This window comes from Pedobacter sp. ASV1-7, from assembly GCF_040203335.1.
GTDB lineage: Bacteria > Bacteroidota > Bacteroidia > Sphingobacteriales > Sphingobacteriaceae > Pedobacter.
Genome location: NZ_JBEHBV010000012.1, coordinates 19,504 through 35,587, shown reverse-complemented (window position 1 = coordinate 35,587; position 16,084 = coordinate 19,504). Strand labels below are relative to the sequence as shown.

The following is a 16,084-nucleotide window of genomic DNA, read 5'->3' as shown; positions in this document are numbered from 1 at the left end:
TTACTAAGTATTAAAACTAAAGAATGTCAGACCAAAATGATATTGTAAATAAAGGCGACCGTAACAAAATCTATTTTTTGATTTTTGTAATAGCAGCTTTACTAGGCATCAATGCTTATTTGTATATAAAAGATGAACGCCAAAGTGAGCGCTTTGTATCTATAAATACAGAAAAAGACAGGCTAAAACTTGAAGTAGAAAAAATTGAATTTGAATTAGACAAGTCAAACAACCTGAATATGGTATTGACAGAAAAACTTCAAAATGAACAATCCTCTGCAAGAAGAAAAATCGCAGAGCTCAAACTCGCTTTGGAAAAAGGGGCAATTAATAAAAGGATTTTAGATAATGCGCAAAGGGAGATTCGAGAACTGAGGCAATTTGTTAAAATGCATAATGAACAGATTTCTCATTTAAAAAAGGAAAACATATCACTCAAGACCCAACGCGACAATCTACAGGAATTTGCCAACTCAGAAAGTATCAAAGCTAACAAACTAGCTATGAAAAATGCTGAACTTACTGCTAAAGTTAAAACAAGCGCGTCCTTAAAAGCAGGGAACGTTCAGATCTTTGCCTATAGAGTTAAAAGCAGTGGAAAAAACATTGAAGTAACACGTGCGAGCACCGCAAAGAAGTTAAGTGTTAAATTCAATATCGTTCCAAATCCTCTCGCAGAAAAAAGCTATCATAAAATATATCTACGCATTTTTGATCCTGCAGGCAATCTAATTGCAGATGAGGATAATATGTTTGAGGCTGACGGCCAGGAAATGCAGTATACCTCCTCGACCACAATTTTATACAATGAGGACAACTTGACCTATACCATGGATTGGGTAAACCCTAATCCCTTTATAAGTGGAGACTACTCAATCATCCTTTATGCAGATGGCTTTACAATGGGTAAAGCGTCAACAACTTTAAGATAAAGGGAAACTAAGGTAAAAAGTAGTTCCTTTAGCAGATACAGATCTAAAGTCAACACTACCTCCAGCATTTTCAACAGCTTGTTTAACAAAGGCAAGCCCCAGTCCCGTTCCAGATGACTTAGTTGTAAAATTAGGAACAAATATCTTATCCTGCAGATGAGGATCTATACCATTACCATTGTCTTTCACCTCAATAAAAACATACGATTCATCATTAAAAATCTGGATTTTTATAACACACTTGCCATTGACAGCACCTGCCTCAATTCCATTTTTAAGTAGATTGTTAAAGGTTCTAAGTAATTGATCTTTATCCCCCAGAACAAATACATCTACATTTGTATTGTTAAAAATAGTAATTTCAGCATCCTCCGTATTTGTAAAGATATTTCTGGCCTGTTCTATAATAGGTAAAAGCCTAAGCTTTTCAAGCTTTGTATCTGGCATCTTTGCAAAGTTCGAAAACTCGGATGCTATTGTTGACAGACTATCAATCTGTTCAATAAAAGACTTATTAAATCTTTCAAACTTCTTTTCAAAATTAACATCCTTCTCTTTCCAGGATTTTTCCAACAATTGAACCCCAAGCTTTAGCGGTGTTAAAGGATTTTTAATTTCATGAGCTACCTGTTTAGCCATCTCTCGCCATGCACTCTCTCTTTCAGAACGAGCAAGCTTAACCGCACTTTCTTCAAGTGCAGCAATCATTTTGTTGTACTCCTTAATTAGGGAGCCAATTTCATCATGTCGAGACCATTGAATAGGTTTATTTATTTGCCCAAGCTTAGTCTTACGGATACTGTCTTGTATAAATGTAAGCGGACTTGTAATCTGATTTGCCAGGAAAACGGCTAATATTCCTATGGCTACAAATACCAATGCATAGATATTGATAAGGGTATTAATAAACAAGCCAATTTTAGCATTATAATCAGCCTCATTGCCATAATATGGTAACCCAATATAAGCAATTGTCTTATTTTGGGCATCTCTTATTGGTGCGTAAGCAGATGCGTATTTAAAATCTCCGATCTGTTCATTTGGATTAATAAACTCCGATACCTGCCGCAATTTAAGATATATATATGCACTGGCCTCCATTTTTCTACCAATGATATTAAAATCATATATCTTAGGAAGTGATGTAAATCGTAAATTCCCATTTGTGTCAAACAGATTTAAAAAGGTGGCATTTATATTAGCAAACTGATTAAAATCTGCATTACTCTGAACTGTTACTTCGGGGATTCCTCCCGTACTAAAGACTTGCTTTTCATAAGAAAGCTGCACTTTCCGTATCTTTTCCTTAATAAAGCTTTCCTGCTGTCTTCTATACTCATCCCTTATATAAAAATAAGTTGTCCACCCCACAATGAGTAAGGTTGCAACCACAGAAAGCACAATAGAGAATTGAATCCTTGTCTTGTAAAGGATTTTATTTGCATTGATCATTAGCGAACGGTTGATATTAAACCAACCTCCCCAACTCTGATCTATATTCTTAACAAGCCATATTAGAGCATACAGCAATACTGAAAAAATAATAAAAACCAGGAAGAAGAAAGATAACGTAGCCAGTCTTACCACATAGGAAACCTTCTCTTTACTAATTACAATAACTTTTGAACTAGCTGGCATATATACCAAGTGTGTGTAATTCAACGTATCATTAACAATAACACTCTTTCCAACCTGTCCCTTAAACTCAGTATTTGAAAGTTTATAAGTATACTTTCCAGATTGATTAATCAACTTACCTGAATTATAAAAAGCAAAGGAATAGTTACTATAATCTTCTTCAACTTTTACTTTCCCATCAACCAGAATTTCCGGCAGCTGGCTATTGTAATTGTATTGTGGGGATTTAAGATCTATAACTAATGTACCAAGTATACGGTTATCAACAAAAATGGGAATCATTCCAAAATAATTCTGATAACCAAACGTATAATTGAGCCTATAAAACGATTTAGATTCAGGGACCTTTACAGAACCGGACCTTACCAAACTCTTGTAATAGCTTAATGGAATTGCCCCTTTATTAGATATAGCAGAGTCCTGTCCATTGTACTCATAAAGATTATATTCATATTGAGTCAAGTAGCTGTCAAGTAGAATTCTATTAACATGTTTTTCTAAATCAAAGGTTCCATTTAACACCGGCCTTTTAAAGTATTCAGCAATAAAAGCATCTGTTGACACTGCCTTTTCCAGGTTCTGAATAGAATTGATAATTTTTGGGTCATCTGCAGAACTCAACTTTTGGGCAATTGTATGTCTTTTACTCTTTTCCTTAACTTCAGTAAATCTGAGGTATTTAATAGACGTTATAAAAGCCAGACAGAAAAACAGAGCAGCAAATATGCCTATTGAAAACTTGTTATTTCTGATATAAATATTCCAGCCCATTATGAATATAAACAGGGCGTATGCAATAAAGAAAATACTGAATCCAGTTGCCAGACGGTATATTAAATACACAAAAAAAACGGCAAGAAATAATACTAAGCGTTCTTTGTTGGTTACCTTAGTCTGAAGCGTTTGCTCCATCATAATATTTCCCACCAAATAAACATTAAACCATACCAGGCATAAGATTACGATGCAGACCCAACTAATTAAACTTAAATTGATGATGTTGGTGATATTAAAATTAATTTTTGAATTGATAATCAACCCCAAAAACACCTGGTCAAATAAAAAAGCCAATGCCGAAAAAGTAATCAGCAATAAAAGATGAAAAGCCAATCCATAAATTTTACTTTTTGTCAGCCATATTGGCACCTGATATTTATCCTTATAAGAATAAACAAATAATACCACCCAGGTTAAGCAAATCACATTGAGTAAAAAATCTCCTAAGGAAGGAAGAAAAAAGCTTTCTCCAAAAATCGTTGGGCTAAATATCTGAAGATTAAACTGGTTGTTAAACCAACCATATTCCAGGTCACTAATCCTAACAGCCAAAAAGAAGATCATCAACAGAAAAGTTCCTGCTATTAAATACCCTCTTCTTACCAACCAAGCACAAAAGGAGTTAACAAATAAACAGAAACTAAAAAGTCCGACGACCCAAAGCCAGACTTCTATTGTGCTGTAAATATTCTTTGTATAGCCTTGCTTTAATTTAACTTCAAAAAGAGGTTCTCCCTTAATACTTTTAATACCATATACTTCAAGATCTGAATAGGTTGCTAGCAAAAGAGAATTTGAAGTAGAAAGAAATGGGGAAAAGTTATTTTCGAGATAGTGATTCTGAATATCAAACCTTCTTTTCACTTCAATCAGAAAGACAAACGTATGATTACCAGAAGCTTTCTTAATGAGTTCATAATATCCATTACGGAGTTCAATAAAAGAAGCTCCCTCAGCGACCGATTCAAGATCAGTAGGAAATGTGTTAAATGAACTCCAGAATCTAAGCTCGTCGTCCTTATAAACCAGAATATTTATGCCTTGACTGGAATATTTTTTTATGAAATCTGCACTTCCCTGCTCATTCTGAGCAAAATTTTTAGCTCGCTCTACCTGTAAACTATCTGCGAGAAAATCATATACAGCTTTCTCCTTGACATTAAGGTTTTTCTGTAGCTTAATTGCATCATAACGAAGCAGCTCCTTTTTTGTTATAGAGTGCTTTAACGATAATGCTGTAATGATACAACAAGCGCCCAGTACTAATAAAAGAAATCTTATTTTACCTCTTATACTCACGCTTGTTCTATCATTAAATATTTATTACAATTTATACAATTGTTGCAGAACTAGTCTGAATAGCTCTGTTAACCTTCTTCACTAATCCTTGTAATACATTTCCCGGGCCAACTTCAACAAAGTCATCAGCACCATCAGCAATCATTTGCTCTATAGTCTGTGTCCACTTCACTGCACCTGTTAATTGGGTAATTAGATTTGCTTTAATTTTTTCAGGATCTGTATTTGGTACAGGATCTACATTCTGATAAATTGGACATACTGGAGGCAACACTACAACTTTTTCTATTGCTTCTTGTAATTCTAATCTTGCTGGCTCCATTAATGGTGAATGGAAGGCTCCGCCTACATTTAGTTTCAATGCGCGTCTTGCTCCTGCTTCTGTTAGTTTCTGACAGGCAATATCAACACCTTCAATGGTACCAGAAATTACAATTTGTCCAGGACAATTATAATTGGCAGCCACAACAACTTCATCAATGCCAGCACAAATATTTTCTACCACATCATCAGCAAGTCCAAGAATTGCCGCCATTGTTGATGGCTGAAGTTCACATGCACGTTGCATCGCATTAGCACGGGTTATTACTAATCTCAATCCATCTTCAAAGGATAATGCCGAAGCAGCAACTAATGCAGAAAATTCGCCTAAAGAGTGACCGGCAACCATATCAGGTTTAAAATTTGCTCCTAATGTTTTAGCCAAAATTACTGAGTGTAAAAATATAGCAGGCTGTGTAACTTTTGTTTCTTTCAATTCTTCATCAGTACCCGCGAACATAATATCGCTGATGCGAAAACCGATAATTTCATTAGCCTGCTCAAATAGCCGTTTTGCTTCTTCATTTTCATAAAGCTCTTTTCCCATCCCTGAGAATTGCGCACCTTGTCCTGGAAATATATATGCTTTCATTTATTTATAATTTTACCCTGATTCTTATTAATGCAGGTTTGCTGTTATTAATCTTAAAAACTCCGCTCTGGTTTTATCTTTTGCAAACTCACCCGTAAAAGCTGAGGTAGTAGTTACCGAATTTTGTTTTTGTATACCCCTCATTGCCATGCACAAGTGCTTACATTCAATAACTACTGCTACACCAGCGGGCAATAAAGTATCCTGGATACAATCCCTAATCTCATTAGTTAAACGCTCCTGAACTTGTAATCTGCGAGCAAAAGCATCAACAATACGAGGTATTTTACTTAATCCAACGATATGGCCATTTGGAATATAGGCAACGTGTGCCTTTCCAAAAAAAGGAAGCATATGATGTTCACACATAGAGAAAACCTCTATATCCTTAACCACTACCATTTGGCTATAATCTTCTTTAAACATCGCTGAACGCAATATCTCAGACGGATTAAGGTCATAGCCATGTGTAAGATATTGTAAAGCTTTAGCGACACGTTCTGGAGTTTTTATCAAACCTTCACGACTTGGGTCTTCTCCTAATTGCCCTAAAATATCTTTATAATGATCTGCTACAGCAGCTATTTTACCCTCATTATAACGGTCTATCTTAATGTATCCGTTATCTTCTTCCTCATCTAAATGATTTGTATAATTCATTATGAACAGTTATTGACCGAAATATTCAACAAAATTATTTTCGGTCTCGTAAATTTTTATGCTATGCAATTGTGCTCCCGCAGCTGCAATCAAATCCACCAATTGCTCCCAAATGGCAATAGCCAGGTTTTCTGTTGAGGCCAACTTGCCCTGCATAAAATCAACATCAAGATTCAGGTTTCTATGATCAATTTTATCAACTACATAAGTATTTGTGATATCTTTAAGCCATTTTAAATCTACTAAAAAACCTGTCTCAGGGTTAATTTCACCTTTAACTGTCACATAAAGCTGGTAATTGTGACCATGCCAGTTTGGATTGGCACATTTGCCAAAAACCTCAGCGTTCTTATCTTCAGTCCAGTCTGGCCTGGACAATTTATGTGCTGCGTTAAATGATGCTTTTCTGGTTATATAAATCATTGTCTCTTATATTATTGACAAATATACGCAGAAAGGTTAAAGTAGAAAGGTTAATTATCTAACTTAGCTATCATGAAATTTGTATGCCAATGAAAATTCTTTTAGTCGCTGCCACAAGGTCAGAAATAGCTTTACTGGCCACACATTTCCAGTTACCCGAACAAGACTTTGTAAAGACAAAAGAGTTCGACCTGTTAATTACAGGAGTCGGAATGGCAGCTACAGCGTATGCCTTAGGCAAACATTTATCTGCAGCCTACAAGCTTATCCTAAATTTGGGCATTGCAGGTTCTTTTGATACAAAAATTCCCTTAACAACTGTTGTAAATGTAACATCTGACGAGTTTTCGGAACTAGGTGCAGAAAATGGAGATACCTTTCTAAGTATTGATCAGCTAGGTTTCGGAAAAGCCAGATTTGATGCAAGAAACAACCTGCTAAATAACGAAATAGATAAACTACCTAAAGTACATGGAATAACTGTGAATCGTGTACATGGAGAAAAAATCAGTATTTCTAAGGTGATTGAACAATGCAATCCGGTCGTTGAAAGCATGGAAGGAGCCGCTGTTCTTTATTGTTGTGAAAAAGAATCATTGCCCTGCCTGCAGGTTCGAAGCATCTCAAATTATGTAGAACCACGAAATAAAGAGCACTGGCAAATAGGTCCCGCAATAAAAAGTCTTAATGAATGGGCCATTAGATTTTTGACAAATACATAACCAAGCATCTTTGCTTAGTCCGTAACTTTACAACATGAAACTTAGTCTTGGCTTTTCTCCCTGCCCTAATGATACTTTTATCTTTGATGCATTAATACATCATAAAATTGATACTGAAGGTCTGGAATTCGAAGTTTTCTTTGATGATGTGGAAACACTTAATCAAAAAGCGATGAGAGGGGCACTAGACATTACCAAGCTCAGCTTTCATGCTTTTGCTTATGTCTGCGACCAATATGCACTATTAGATTCGGGAAGCGCATTAGGCTTTGGTGTTGGTCCATTATTAATTTGCCACAATGAAAATTTAGTTAAAAGTAAGGGAAGTTTAGATGCGACTTTAAAAGTTGGCATACCTGGACGTTATACAACAGCCAACTTCCTGATGGGAATAGCATTCCCCCATTTGACTAATAAGCAGGAAATGATTTTCTCGGAAATAGAAAGTGCTTTACTGGAGGACAAGATAGATCTTGGATTAATTATCCATGAAAACAGGTTTACTTATGCGGATAAAGGTCTGCATAAAATCATAGACCTGGGCAATTACTGGGAGCAGGAAACTGGATGTGCAATCCCTCTAGGTGGTATTGTTATCAACAGAAGTCTTGACCAGGCAACTAAAGAAAAGGTAAACCGTCTCATTAAAAAGTCTGTAGAATACGCTTTCGCTAATCCAAAATCAGCTCTTGAGTTCATCAGACAACATGCTCAGGAGATGAGTGAGGAAGTAATGTATAAACACATCGACCTATATGTCAATCAATACAGCATTGAACTAGGCATTGAAGGTAGAAAAGCTATAGATGTAATGTTCAAAATGGCACAGGAAAAGGGAATAATCTCCCCTCTTAAACAAAAGATTTATCTTATTGCTTAATTACAAGGCCCATCTGGAATCTCTTTTGTAATTTTTAACAACTTAGTCACAACCAGGGTAGAATCAAAATCAGCTGACATACTCAAGCTATCAGATTTCAATGCATGACATTCCACTTCAATATAAACTGGTTCATAAGGTTTCTCAAAATTGAGGTTATTATAAGCTAGCTCAAGTGTCTTGGCACTGTCTGCAACCCAATACTCATTACCTTCTTCGCATTCTGTAAAAGACTTAAGTTCGGGCCCATAACTATATAACCCTTTCATTATCCTGGTCCCCCCATCTTTCACCTCCGCGGGCTTACGATTACAAGCAGATACAACAATAAGAATTGCTATTATTAGAAATAATTGACTTTTAAATATATTCATGATTTTAGAGATCTTGATTTAAATGATTTATCTTCTTTACGCTCAAATTAGATGACAAAGCTGATGCCATAAAAGAGAAAATACTTACAGTTAAAAATACGAGTAGAAAATCTTTCCATTTTAATGCAACGGGATAAGCATTGGTAATAACAAGGTTATCTTGTGACATCTTTACCCATCCAAACTTTTGCTGTAACAAACAAAAGATAAGCCCTACGGTTAAGCCAGAGATACATCCGGCCATAGTAATCATCATTCCTTCGAAAAGGAAAATACGTTTAATAAGCGTTTTTCCGGCGCCCAAACTGCTTAATATAGCAATATCCTTAAGCTTATCTATTACTAGCATTGTAAGAGACCCTATGATATTAAAAATGGCAATAATGAGAATAAAGGTCAGAATGATATACACAGCCCACTTCTCACTCCCCAAAATATTATAGAGCACTTTATTTTGCTGAATCCTGTCTTTAATTTCAAATTCATTCCCTATCTGCTCTTCAATGGCAGCTTTAAATTTATCCGCATTAACACCTTTATTCAGATTGATCTCGATAGAAGAAACCTTTACCGGCTCTTCTAAAAGCTTACGAGCAAATCTTAGAGGAACTACAGCGACGTTATCAAAATCTTGCTGAACTTCAAAAACACCCGATACAGGTATAGAAAGAACAGTAAAATCATCAGCCGGATTAATAGAACCACCTCTGTTACTCTTCTTTTTGGGAGAGAAAAACTGCAGAGGATTATAAGGATCAGTAGTATTCACCATTAAAAAGGTTTGAATAGCAGATCCAATCACCACATAGTTCTGACTTCGATTCTCGAGTTTAAATTCCCCATCAATAGTAATACTATCCAGTCTTTTATTCTTTAAATAATCCGTGCTCACTCCTTTAACTAACCCAACAGACTGCTTATCATTATACCTTAGCAAGGCATTTTCGGAGAGAACTTCCGTAAAAGAATGAACCTCCTTATTCTTTCTCAATTCATTAAAGTAAGCTGTATTGGGATCAAATGTTTTCCCTTGTATTGGAGATATAGCAATTTCTGGAGTAATGGTATTAAACATTTTTAAAACTACTTCCTCAAAACCATTGAAAACCGACAAAATTATAATTAAAGCAGCGCTACCAACAAATACACCTATTGCAGAAATTGCAGAGATGATATTTATGGCATTGGTAGATTTCTTTGCAAAAAGATACCTGCGTGCTATATAAAATGGTGTATTCAATACGTTGTGATTTATAATTTATTGCAAATAAGGATTGTGCTCTTTTTCAAACCCTATAGTGGTGAACTGACCATGACCGGGATAAACCTTGCAATCATCAGGCAATATAAACAAGTTATTTTTGATACTATTGATTAATTGTGAATAGCTACCTCCAGGAAGATCTGTGCGCCCTATACTTCCGTAAAATAAAACATCACCGCCGATTAAAAAATTATCTGCCGCAGCATAGAAGCACAAATGCGCAGGAGAATGTCCTGGTGCAAAAATCAACTCGAGTTCGCTATTGCCAAAACGAACCTTACCAGTCTCAGCTAAAAAAACTTCTGGCTCAGGAGAGAGCTCGTAATGAAGCCCCATCTGAGGAACATATCCCGGTATTGCTTGCAACACATACAACTCTCCTTTATGAAACTGCGGTTTTAATCCCCATTGATCATACACAAACTTATTTCCAAACACATGATCATAATGACAATGTGTATTCAGTAAGAGAACAGGCTTTAAGCCTTTCTCTTTTATAAAACTGACAACAGCATTCTGCTCTTCAGCATCATACATTCCCGGATCAATAATTACACATTCAGCGGTTTCATCAAACAAGATATAAGTGTTTTCCCTTACCGGATTAAAAGTGAACTGTTTAATACTTATCATAAAATGTATTTGTATTTAAAAATTAGTTTTTCCATTTAAAGGTACTGATCATCCGATCAAGGTCCTTCTTAATAAAGTTTACCACTGGTTGAATCGAATCATACTGAGGCTTTTCATTAAAATATAATGCAGCTCTAAAATAATGCTTCGTACTATCTGTTAAAAAGAATTGAACTGATGACGCGGTATTTCCTTCTATTGCATAATAAACGCCATACACTTTCTTTTCCGGGTAATTGATCAGCTTTTGATCAATAGCATTTGCTTTCACCGTATGCTTAAAAGCAAATGTCCTGGCGTCTTCAATCAAATTTTCATATTCCTTTTTAGAAGATATATCGTAGTAGGTTAAATGAAGACGTCCGTTAAACTGCGGGAATGCAAGATTATACCAACAGGGCTGTGTATCTGCACTATTGTCGGCAACCAGATTTGCATATTTTGGATATTCAAATGAAAATTGACACCCCTGGTTAAAAGTCTGATAAGATTTAGCAGGAAAATCGATCTTAAAATATCCTCTTGGCTTAGGCGTATAATTGCTGTTAGTACAGGCTGACAACACCAATAAGTGCGCGAATAAAAAAAGAAAGAAATACTTTTTCATTTTATCTATTCCAAATTTCCCAGGAACGTATAGCTTGTAAATGCAACATCTCCAGTCCATTTTTTACTTTTCCGCCCCTAGCTTCTATTTGTTTCAAGAAGTAAGTTCTGTCAGGATTGTACACTAAATCATATCCAACATGTTTTTCAGTTAAATATTGATAAGGTATATCCGGGTAAGTATCTATATGTGGTGACATACCCAATGGAGTAGTATTCACCAGCACTGTATATTCCAGAAGCAACGCCTCATCAACAGCATCATACAAAATACTACCCGGACTTGGTTTTCTGGTTACCACTAAAAAAGATATCCCCAACTTATTTAATACGTACTTAATTGCTTTTGCGGCACCGCCATCACCAAAAATCAAGGCTTTACGATGGTGCATTTCTAATAATGGTTTAAGGGACTCCTCAAATCCATAAGCGTCAGTATTATATCCTATAAGCTTCCGCTCTGTACCATTTTTTTGAATGGAAATACAGTTTACTGCACCTATTTCTTTAGCTGCTTCATCCATTTCATCTAAAAAGGGTAACACCTGAACTTTATAAGGTATCGTTATATTAATCCCTTTTAGCTCCTGATCATTAGCTACAAGACTTGCAAAAAGATCTATATTTTCAATTGGATAAAGTTCATATTCACATCCATCGATCTGTTCATCTCTGAATTTTTCAGTAAAGAATTTCTTTGAAAAAGAATGTGATAAGGGATAACCGATTAAGCCGAATTTTCTCATTATTATTAAGAATGCGATTATTTCTCCAGATTCAAAAAATGATCAAAAGTATCACCTCTTAATCCCAGACGTATAGTTTCTAAAGGAATTACTTCCGCTGGAGCAATATTACCTATATTTACATTGGCCCCTAAAAGCTTTATAAACCACACCTGCTGTTCTTTTTGAGGAGCCTCCCAGATAATTGTTTCTTCTGGAATTTGAGTTAAGATCTCATCTACCAGTCCTTCACGGACTTCTCCAGAACCTCTGTAAATCCCCACATTACCTCCCTCACGAGCCTCAGCAATCACTTTCCATGAACCTGCTTCAATTTCAGCATTCATCAGTTTAATCCATTTATAAGGTGCAAATATTTTCGTTGCATCTTTAGATCCCACTTCTGAAATAACAGTCACCTGCTTAGCCAACTTTTGAATATATTCACATTTCAACTCATGTTCAATGGTAATAGATCCATCAGATACTTCTGCATACTCCATTCCATACTCATCAAGTACCCTGCAATAATCGTCGAACTGGTTACGAATTACAAAAGCTTCAAAAAGAGTCCCTCCGAAATAAGTTGGAATTCCTGCATCTCTATAGATCTGCAGTTTCTGTTTTAGGTTTGGTGTCACAAAAGATGTAGACCAGCCTAATTTTACAATATCAGTATGTATTCCGGCAACTTCTATAAAGTCTTCTGTTTGTCTTAAACTTAATCCTTTATCCATAACCATAGTAATTCCTTTATTACGTGGTTTCACTGGACGTTCCGGTATATTATTCAATGGGTAATTCATATAGGTCACAAAGGTGAAAAAAAATAGACAGTTTTCATCAATACTATCTAATAAAAAGGCACAATACTATTTAATATACCTACTAATAACCTCAATAATTGAACTGTTCTCTTGCAATTGAGGTAAATACTCAAACAAAATATAATGCTTTTCCGGATCAGTCACCAATGCAGTTTCAAGATATAAAAGAGCTTCATTTTTCTTGCCAAGCGCAAACAAATAAGCTACCATACGGTAATAAAGTTCAGCAGCATCTGGGTTATTCTTAATTGCTTCAGCAATTGTTTCTGACGCTTCAATTAATTTTCCCTGTTCATATAATACTGTTGAAAAGTCAAGCCAAGCTTCCACATCAACAGGATTATACTCCAGCACTTTATGGTAAGCCTCTACAGATTCATCGATCTGCCCTAGTTTATAATAAGCATCTGCCATAGCAAACCAAAAGTCTGGATTTTCTCCATCCAGCTCCAAAGCTTTTCTATAAAAATGTAAAGATTCAAAGTAACGTTCTTCAAAATTTAAAGTAACACCGATTCCAAACCAGGCATCAGCCATTTTTGAGTCCATCTTTACCGACTTTTTATAGTAAGAACGAGCTTCGTCCATCTTTTCCAGCTTTTCGTAACATTCGCCTATTGCACAATAAGTATCCGCATTTGGCGGTTCATACTCAAAAGTTTGTTTATAGACTTCTATTGCCTCCATATAACGATCCAATTGCACCAAAGCATTGCCTTTGTTATAATAAGCTGAAGCAAAATTATCTTTTATCAGGATAGCATAATCATAAGCATCAATAGCTTTTTCAAACAGATCCAGTTTATGATAAGAATTAGCCAGATTATACCAGGCTGCATAAGAATAAGGATCATTGTCTATATACTCCTGGTAAAACTTAATGCTTTCTTCCTGTTTATCTAAAATATCGTAACAAAATGCAAGCTCATACAAGCCATCTTTGTTTTCCATATTCTGCTCAAGACTTTGCTTAATATATATGATAGCATTTTCATAATCCAGCATATTCTGGTACACATACGCTATCTGCAGCAAAATCTCGTCAGTAGTCTCTGCAAACTCGAGCGCCTTCTGAAAATTATCCAGTGCCTCTGAATACCTTTCCAGGCTATTATAGATGTTCCCCCTTAAGATATATATTTCAGCTTCAGAGGCTTCCAGCATTTCTGCTTTCTGTAAAGCTAAAAATGCACGTTCAGTCTGATCAGTTATAAAGAGCAACTGTGCTTGTTTTACCAAAAACACCGCAGCATAGGGGTGTTGATTAACCGCGTATTCTATAACTTGAAGGGCCTTTACAGGATCACTCTTCTCGATATAATAATCAATAATATTTTCAAAAGCCTGGGCATCAAAAAAGTACTGATCTTGATTGCGTATCATCTCTTCGTAGCGCTCCACAGATCGTTGCGCATCATCACTAAAATCAAAGTAAAATTCCTCTTCCATGTATCGAATAATTAATGAACAGATCCCCGTTTGTTAAATACATCCTAAGTTTACAAAATTAAGCTTGGTATGTGCTAAATAATTTTCAACATTCACACAACTTATTGGATAAGTAACTGATTATATTATGAATGCCCCGGGTTCATGATCAGAATTATTTTACAAAGAAATGCAACATTATCTGAAATCACGTAAAATTCAAGTCATGAAAAAGCCGGAACACAAGTATTCCGGCTTTTTCATCGCAATATGTAAACTTTATCTGTTTATGCTTTTTGCTATAACTGAGTCTTTTGTAACTGTCAGGGCATACTCTTGAACGCTTTCCTCACCGTCAATTGTACCTGTTGTTTTTAAGGAAGCGAATTGTACCGTATTTAATTTAGCTACTTTACTTTTAACAGATACGTGATCTTTTGACGTTCCTTTTAATTTAAGTTCCGAACGATCTTTTACCAATGTATACAAGCTTCCTATATCTCCACTCACATAAGCTTTTGCTTTATCCTGAAGAAATACCTGCAATACATTTGATGCAAAACGACCTCTTGTTATAACTGACACACGGTTACTTGCATCGATTCTTTGTAAATCTTTAACATAAACAGTAATATGGATCGGCTCATCTTCTTTAGAGTTAATAAATAACTTATCTCCCTTTTGTGTTACTGTAGTTAAATTCTTATTGTAAGCTTCATAGATAACAACCCTTTGTTTTTCTGATTGAACAAGTTCCACATTTACATTCCCTGTAATTACTACTTTGTTAAAGTCAATTGTAGTAGAGAACTCTGAGAAGCTATCACTTTGAACTGCAGCTACTGAAGTAAATGCTGAAGTTGATAAAACGATTGCTGTAAGTGCTGAGGCGAATAATGTTTTTACTGAAGTTTTCATATTTTCTAGTTTTAAGTTTTTTATATTGTTTACATATAAGTCGCCCAAAACCAGAAAACGTTACAGCTCTTTTTTTCCTTTTAGGCAACATCAATGTAATACCCGACCAACTGCCCAATTTTTTCGACGAACCAGCAACAGAAAAATGTCATCATTTGTAACAAATGCATTTTCACCCTTGTTCTTATGCAAGCGTGTTTTTTAATCTTATAACGATATAGGACGCTGCCACAAAAGGAAATGTAAGCTGAATAAAGTTGTTGTGAAACATAAACAGGCTGACAATAAAAGACAATAGAACGGCAATTATAGCCCATAAACCATCTTTAATTCGCTTATTTGCAAATACAATAGCACACAAAACGGCATTAAAACTGAATAATCCCGCACCAATATCCTGAACCGGAATAGAAAAACAAAATGCCAAAATCCCTCCTAAAAAAGCACCCATAAGACCGTAAAATGCCGCAACAGGTGAATTGATAAATACGGCAATTAAGAAAATGGTTCCACACAATAATTTATCTTGAAAAATAACCTGCCCAAATCCCTTTATTGCAAAAAAATAAAGATTATCATCCGTAACAAGAGATTCAGGGAGTTGGTGCAATACCTGTGGTAAAAAATGGTGAGACAAAAAGAGCAGTAACCAGGTTACTAAAACGAAAGGAAGGGTAAATAACGGGAGATTTCTTTTGATAAAAAAATGCTGTATGACCGTAGCTGATATCGAACCTATGATGATGAATATCCAAGTCATAAGTATGGGTTTTAAAAACAAAACAAGTGCGACTCCCGTAAGTGCTGCACTAAAACCATATAGTCCTTTGTCTATTTCGCTACTGTTGTATTTGAGGCTTCTCGCAGTGAGTGTTCCACAAGCTGATGCCAATAATGCTGCCAGCCCCATATTAAAAGACCCGTAAGAAATCCCTAACAAAAAGAGGAAGCCGGTAACGGAATTTTCCTGAAGCATTATTTGTCCAAGCCCTTTAAAAACCTGTTTCAAAAATATACCAAAAGGATTTTGGGCAGAATAAATCATTATGTTATATCACTCAACGT

16 protein-coding genes are annotated in these 16,084 nt (G+C 35.5%); 3 read left to right on the top strand and 13 right to left on the bottom strand.

Going from position 1 to position 16,084, the window contains the following annotated elements:
- Positions 1-23: 23 nt before the first annotated feature.
- Positions 24-932: a DUF8428 domain-containing protein gene (locus ABDJ41_RS21795; protein ID WP_349788267.1), complete on the top strand. Its 909-nt coding sequence runs from the start codon at positions 24-26 to the stop codon at positions 930-932.
- Here ABDJ41_RS21795 and ABDJ41_RS21790 read toward each other — a convergent pair.
- Genes ABDJ41_RS21790 through ABDJ41_RS21775 form a run of 4 tightly spaced genes read right to left on the bottom strand, consistent with a single transcriptional unit; the run spans position 924 to position 6,642 of the window.
- The gene (locus tag ABDJ41_RS21790; RefSeq protein ID WP_349788265.1) at positions 924-4,646 is read right to left on the bottom strand and encodes an ATP-binding protein; all 3,723 of its coding nucleotides are present in this window, start codon (positions 4,644-4,646) and stop codon (positions 924-926) included. The two genes, ABDJ41_RS21795 and ABDJ41_RS21790, sit on opposite strands and share 9 nt — an antisense overlap.
- A 31-nt stretch (positions 4,647-4,677) precedes the next feature.
- On the bottom strand, positions 4,678-5,559 hold the full coding sequence (gene fabD, locus ABDJ41_RS21785) for an ACP S-malonyltransferase (RefSeq protein WP_349788264.1): 882 nt from the start codon (positions 5,557-5,559) through the stop codon (positions 4,678-4,680).
- Positions 5,560-5,586: 27 nt separating this feature from the next.
- Positions 5,587-6,219: a GTP cyclohydrolase I FolE gene (folE, locus tag ABDJ41_RS21780; RefSeq protein WP_349788263.1), complete on the bottom strand. Its 633-nt coding sequence runs from the start codon at positions 6,217-6,219 to the stop codon at positions 5,587-5,589.
- 9 nt (positions 6,220-6,228) lie between these two features.
- Positions 6,229-6,642, bottom strand: a complete 414-nt coding sequence (locus ABDJ41_RS21775) for a 6-pyruvoyl trahydropterin synthase family protein (RefSeq protein ID WP_349788262.1) — start codon at positions 6,640-6,642, stop codon at positions 6,229-6,231.
- An 89-nt stretch (positions 6,643-6,731) separates the two neighbouring features.
- Here ABDJ41_RS21775 and mqnB point away from each other — a divergent pair, with 89 nt between their 5' ends.
- A complete protein-coding gene (gene mqnB / locus ABDJ41_RS21770) occupies positions 6,732-7,364 on the top strand; it encodes a futalosine hydrolase (protein WP_349788260.1) in 633 nt (210 codons plus the stop codon).
- A gap of 34 nt (positions 7,365-7,398) precedes the next feature.
- Positions 7,399-8,244, top strand: coding sequence for a menaquinone biosynthesis family protein (locus ABDJ41_RS21765; protein ID WP_349788259.1), 846 nt, complete (start codon positions 7,399-7,401; stop codon positions 8,242-8,244).
- Here ABDJ41_RS21765 and ABDJ41_RS21760 read toward each other — a convergent pair.
- The 9 genes from ABDJ41_RS21760 to ABDJ41_RS21720 all read right to left on the bottom strand — a co-directional run bounded on the left by ABDJ41_RS21760 (position 8,241) and on the right by ABDJ41_RS21720 (position 16,064).
- Positions 8,241-8,618, bottom strand: a complete 378-nt coding sequence (locus ABDJ41_RS21760) for a hypothetical protein (RefSeq protein ID WP_349788258.1) — start codon at positions 8,616-8,618, stop codon at positions 8,241-8,243. The two genes, ABDJ41_RS21765 and ABDJ41_RS21760, sit on opposite strands and share 4 nt — an antisense overlap.
- 4 nt (positions 8,619-8,622) lie before the next feature.
- Positions 8,623-9,858, bottom strand: a complete 1,236-nt coding sequence (locus ABDJ41_RS21755; protein WP_349788257.1) for an ABC transporter permease — start codon at positions 9,856-9,858, stop codon at positions 8,623-8,625.
- A gap of 18 nt (positions 9,859-9,876) precedes the next feature.
- Positions 9,877-10,515 carry an MBL fold metallo-hydrolase gene (locus ABDJ41_RS21750; protein ID WP_349788255.1) on the bottom strand — a complete coding sequence of 213 codons (639 nt, stop codon included), beginning with the start codon at positions 10,513-10,515 and terminating at the stop codon, positions 9,877-9,879.
- A gap of 22 nt (positions 10,516-10,537) precedes the next feature.
- A complete protein-coding gene (gldD, locus tag ABDJ41_RS21745; RefSeq protein WP_349788254.1) occupies positions 10,538-11,122 on the bottom strand; it encodes a gliding motility lipoprotein GldD in 585 nt (194 codons plus the stop codon).
- A gap of 1 nt (position 11,123) precedes the next feature.
- Positions 11,124-11,867, bottom strand: coding sequence for a shikimate dehydrogenase family protein (locus ABDJ41_RS21740; protein ID WP_349788253.1), 744 nt, complete (start codon positions 11,865-11,867; stop codon positions 11,124-11,126).
- 17 nt (positions 11,868-11,884) lie between these two features.
- Positions 11,885-12,652 (bottom strand): phosphosulfolactate synthase, encoded by a 768-nt coding sequence (locus ABDJ41_RS21735; RefSeq protein WP_349788252.1) that lies wholly within the window; start codon positions 12,650-12,652, stop codon positions 11,885-11,887.
- Positions 12,653-12,718: 66 nt separating this feature from the next.
- Positions 12,719-14,122: a tetratricopeptide repeat protein gene (locus tag ABDJ41_RS21730; protein WP_349788251.1), complete on the bottom strand. Its 1,404-nt coding sequence runs from the start codon at positions 14,120-14,122 to the stop codon at positions 12,719-12,721.
- 258 nt (positions 14,123-14,380) lie between these two features.
- Positions 14,381-15,019 carry a GIN domain-containing protein gene (locus ABDJ41_RS21725; protein ID WP_349788250.1) on the bottom strand — a complete coding sequence of 213 codons (639 nt, stop codon included), beginning with the start codon at positions 15,017-15,019 and terminating at the stop codon, positions 14,381-14,383.
- A 184-nt stretch (positions 15,020-15,203) separates the two neighbouring features.
- Complete coding sequence (locus ABDJ41_RS21720; RefSeq protein ID WP_349788249.1) at positions 15,204-16,064, bottom strand: urea transporter; 861 nt, start codon at positions 16,062-16,064, stop codon at positions 15,204-15,206.
- Between the last annotated feature and the right edge of the window lie 20 nt (positions 16,065-16,084).